We start from the raw sequence: 4,731 nt of genomic DNA on the forward strand, positions 1-4,731 counted from the left end.
GCGCCGCGCCGAATACGCGGGTCAGCCGCGTTGTTACGCCGCTGCCAAGGTCCAGTAGATACAGGTCGTATATGCCGCCGCGGTCGCTCGCGAAGACGAGCGTGCTCCCATCGGGCGAGCGCGCGGGTTGGATCTGGTTGCCGCCGAAGGAATCGGGAAGGAGCGGCGCAATGCGCTCGCCCGTTGTTGCCGAGACGCGCCAGAGGCGGCGCACGCCGTCCTCGTAGATGCTCACGGCGAGGGTGCCCTCATCGAGGAAGGCCGGGTCGGCGTAGTCGACGCCCTCGGTCGGGTCGGTGAGCGCGACCGGTTCGCTGCCTTCGACAGGCGGGCTGATCCTCATCAGGTGGGTGTAGACGCCGCTGCGCCGCACGAAGACCAGCGTATTGCCAGAAGGTGAGATCGTTGGTTCGCGCCCACCCACGACCAGGGGGCGGAATTCCAGCGAGGGCCAGTCGATTTTCACGATGGCATCGCGCAGGGCGAAGGCGCCCTGGGGGATGCGGCGCGTTCCATAGAGCGCGCCGCCGGGCGCCGCGACGATCTCGCTGGCCGGGGTGTTGAAGCTCACCTGTTCGGGATCGTTGCCGGGCCTCACACGCCAGTGACGGCGCAGGCGATCGGGGTGGGAATGCCAGTAGTGGGCCCACCCGTCGGGCAGGAAGCTCGGTGCCGCCACGTTGCCATTGGGCTCGACGAGCACCTTGCCCATCTTCACGCCGCGCTCGCCGATGGCTGCAGCCTGCTTTTTCGCGCGCGCAGTGATCTCGGCCTGCCACTCTTCCCACAGTCCCGAAAAACTCTTGCCGAATACGCGGTAGGCGCTCCAGTCCACTGCGAAGGGGACGGGCATGGCCCCGTAGTCCTCGACCCATTCGTTGAGTTTTTCCTGCCCGTATTTTTCGGCAAGCCACGTAACAAAGTGACCGCCGAAGAGATAGGGGACATTGCCGCCGGGATAGTGCGCGTCGAAGGCCGTGGCCTGATCGATGGCGGGGAACTGCCCGGCCAGCGCTGCCTGGCGGAGGATCGCCTCGGGCAGCGCGCCGCCGATGCGCCCGGCGCCGGTCAGCCGCGTTTCGTTGTAGGTGGCCATGCCCTCGATAAGCCACATGGGGGCGAAGGTCTGCCAGGTGCCCAGCCCCGGGGCGCGGCCGAAGATCCAGCGCGCCAGCCAGGGAAGGCCGCGCACCTGATCGAGGTGAAAGGTGTGGGTGAGTTCATGGAAGAGCAGCAGTCGAAGCCAGTTGCCGCCCGTATCGGCCAGCACGTGGCCGGGCCGCGGCGGGGCCACAAAGAGCTGGACCTGACTGTAGGGAAAGGGGATCGCGAAGCCGTTGCTCACGTCATAATCGCCGGCAATGACGATCCTCACCGGAGGAGCAGGCTCAAAGCCCATCATCTGGGAGAGGGCTGCGTGGACTTCCTCGGCGGTGCGCGCGGTCTCGCGCGCGAGTGCTTCATCGGCTTTCTGATAAGCGATCTCGAAGTGCGCGGTGCTCAGCACCAGCCACGTGCCGCCGGGGTCGAGCTCGACCGCCTGCTCCAGGGTCTGGGAGAGCCCGCGCACGGGGGCAAGCAGAAGGGCCACAACGGTACACACCAGCAGGGTGATCTGCCGCACATGGTCCCGCGCGCGTGGCACGCTATGAAGAAAGAAATGCTTCACGACTGGTAGCTTATATAGCATCCCCGGCGCGTGAAGCGATGCAAAAGCAAGTCATTTCAGTGTGTTGACCTGCTATCGCCTGCACGGTAGAAACTCATGCATGTGACCGATGCGGGGACTCACTGCCGGGCGAAGGCTGCGGGCAATCGTGCCTGCCGGACCGGGATTCTTGGGAAGTAGGGGAGAAGCGACCAGGTGATACCCAGCACCAGCGCCAGAGGCGGGCGGGCGGCAGCGTTGTCGTCCGTCCCGGGCATGCTTTGTCGCGCCGCCATGACCTGCGCCCTGCTACTGGGGACTCTCACACTTCTTCTGCCCGCAACATCGTTCGCACAGGACGAGGGCGCTCCCGCCGCGCTCAAGGTCCACCCCGAGGCCGCGCGCCTGAATGCCGAGGCGCTCATTGCCGAGGGCAAATACCGCGATGCCGGTCGTTACCTGCAGAAATACCTGAACGGCAACCCCACCGACGAAGAGGCCTGGCTGCTGCAGGCCTCGGTATTCGAGCACATCAAGCGCTACGACCTGGCCGAGCGGGCGCTCTCGCGCGCAGGTGAGGTGCGCGGCGTCTACCTGGCCCGCGCGCGCATTGCCTTCAAGCAGGACAAGTTCCCCGAGGCACTGGCCGCGGTACGCAAGGCGCTCGGGCGCGATCCCGAATATGCCGATGCCCATCACTTCCTTGGGTACCTGCTCGTTACCCAGAAGCAGTATTCCGAAGCGGCCGAGTCGCTCCGCACCGCCGACGAAAAAGGCACCCACAAGCCCGCGGCCAACGCCTACTACTGGGGGCAGGCGCTCTTCGAGCTCAAGGACTACGACGCCGCCGAGCTGCAGTTTCGCCGAGTGGCTGAACTCAGCCCCGAGAGCGACTACGTCAAACCGGCCGAGGATTTCCTCGACCTGATTGGCCTGCGCCGCGATCAGCAGGCGAAGAAAAACGCGCCGGCTGCCGCGCCCGCACAGAAGAAAAGTCCCACCGGCAGCGCTCCCAAGAAGGACTGGTCGGCCTACACCCAGCTACTGCTGGAATACGATACGAATGTGGAACTGCTGCCTGACAACAGCGCGCTGCTCATCACGTCCGCCACGCCTGGAAAGAAGTCTGCCTTCCGCTCGTCCTTTGCCGGAGGCGGGGATTTCAGCGTGTTGAAGTCGGGCTCGACTGAATATCACCTGACCGGCGATCTCCAGGTGTTGGCCCACTTCAATAACAGCGCACGGGATGCGCAGGTCGTCAGCCTGCAAGGCGGCGGCTACGCCAATATTGCGGGGAAGCTGGGAGCCGAAAAAATGATGTACGTTCCGTTCCTGCTGGGACGAACGGTATTTTTCGGAACCTTTGGCACGCCCCTTCCCGGGATCGATGAATACAAGATCTTCGGGCGCCCCTTCAGCATTGAAGCGGAGCCGGGCATGCGGTTGCTGATGCAGCAGGGCCAGCGCGGATTCCTTACCGCGACGCTCAGCTATGTTCTTTCACGCTTTACGACGAAGAGCCTGAACGGCGCCGCGCCGCAATCCGAGCGCGACGCGCACACCTTCCGGCTCGGGTATGCCCAAACCCGTGTGTGGGGCATTTTGGGGCAGGACAATCTCAAACTGACCGGCGGCCTGAAGGCGGGCCTGCGCTTCGCCGAGGATCAGAACTACAGCTACTGGGCCCTTGAGCCCGATCTGCGGGCCGAGTGGCGGCCCATTGAGGTTTTCGTGGTCGAGGGCAATCTGCGTTACCGATACGAGAACCACTACAAATCGCCGACCAGTGCCGCGGCGGGCCTCAAGAAACGAGTCGATCAGACAATCGGCGCACGGCTGGGAACCCGTTACCGGCTGATGAAGGAAGACGATTTCAGGCTCTGGCTGGTGAGCCAGTATCTCTTCGAAGCGAACCTTTCGACCAACGACACCTATCCCAATGACCTTGAATATCATAAACATGTGATTTCACTGGGAATTCGGGCGACTTTCTAGCCCCAAAACAGTGAATTTGATCACAGACCGGGCCGGGCACATGGGCTAGGATGCATAGACTAGGGACCGGGGAATCGGAACGTATCGTGAGAAAAGCATCTCCTGAAGTGAAAAATCGCAGCCTCCGGCTGGTGCTGGCAGGCCTGTTTGCGTTTGTCTGCATGCTGGGCGCGCGGCCCGCAGAAGAAGTCGTGGCCGCCTCGGCCGCCGGCAAGCTCACCCGCGTGGTGGGTTCGGTGGAGATTCGCCGCCTGGGCGACGCCGGCGGCAAGCGCGCGCGCCGCTGGATGAATGTCTTCGTCAACGACATTCTCGAAACCGGCGATGATGGTCGCGTGCAGATCCTGCTGACCGACCAGAGCGTGATGACACTCTCGCCGGGCTCGAAGCTCCGCATCAGCGAGCAGCTCTACAATCCCAAGAAGCAGGAACGTCGCTCCATCTTCAATCTTTTCCGCGGCAAGGTGCGCTCGCTGGTGAGCAAATACGTCAACGCCGCGCGCTCGAAGTTCGAGATTCACACGCCCACCGCCGTGGCCGGCGTGCGCGGCAGTACCTGCGTGACGGCCTTCGACCCGGCCTCCGGTTCGACCATTCACGGCTTTGAGAACGGCAACGGCTACCTGATGAACCCCGAGACCGGTGAGTCTCTCGACATCGGGGCCAACCAGGTGGCTTCGTTCAGCGGCGGCAATCTGACCCTTGGCACCTTCAGCGCCGCGCAGCAGCGCGCCCAGCGCCGCGCGTTCCAGATCGAGAATGACAACGACGGGGGCGATGAACTGCCCACCGATACTTATGAGGAAAGCTCCGAACACGTCGACGATCCCGGCGCCGGCGGTGGTGACGAGGATCCCACCGGCGGCACCGCCCAGAACGATCAGGGCGGCGACCAGGGAGACCAGGGCGGCGATGACGACGATCAGGGTGGCGGCGGTGGCGGTGGCGATGACGGCGGTACTGGCCAGAACGACCTCTCTCAAAAAGAGGATACCGGCGGTCTTCCCCTGGAACTCGAACCACCCGCGGCCTTCAGTCGCGTGCGCGTGCTGATCAATCTCGAAGGCCCGCCAGCGCCGTAAATGCCA

General features: G+C 64.0%; 3 protein-coding genes. 2 read left to right on the forward strand and 1 reads right to left on the reverse strand.

All coding sequences use genetic code 11. The features are described 5' to 3' along the window. Window positions 1-1,669, reverse strand: a 1,669-nt coding sequence (locus tag KDH09_20020) for a PD40 domain-containing protein (GenBank protein ID MCB0221995.1), incomplete at its 3' end; no start/stop codon positions are given. A gap of 195 nt (window positions 1,670-1,864) precedes the next feature. Here KDH09_20020 and KDH09_20025 point away from each other — a divergent pair. Together KDH09_20025 and KDH09_20030 are read left to right on the forward strand one after the other, a co-directional pair. Continuing rightward, window positions 1,865-3,643, forward strand: a complete 1,779-nt coding sequence (locus KDH09_20025) for a tetratricopeptide repeat protein (GenBank protein MCB0221996.1) — start codon at window positions 1,865-1,867, stop codon at window positions 3,641-3,643. 107 nt (window positions 3,644-3,750) lie between these two features. Continuing rightward, window positions 3,751-4,725: a FecR domain-containing protein gene (locus tag KDH09_20030; GenBank protein MCB0221997.1), complete on the forward strand. Its 975-nt coding sequence runs from the start codon at window positions 3,751-3,753 to the stop codon at window positions 4,723-4,725. Window positions 4,726-4,731: the final 6 nt, after the last annotated feature.

Source organism: Chrysiogenia bacterium (assembly GCA_020434085.1).
In the GTDB taxonomy this organism is placed as follows: Bacteria; JAGRBM01; JAGRBM01; order JAGRBM01; family JAGRBM01; genus JAGRBM01.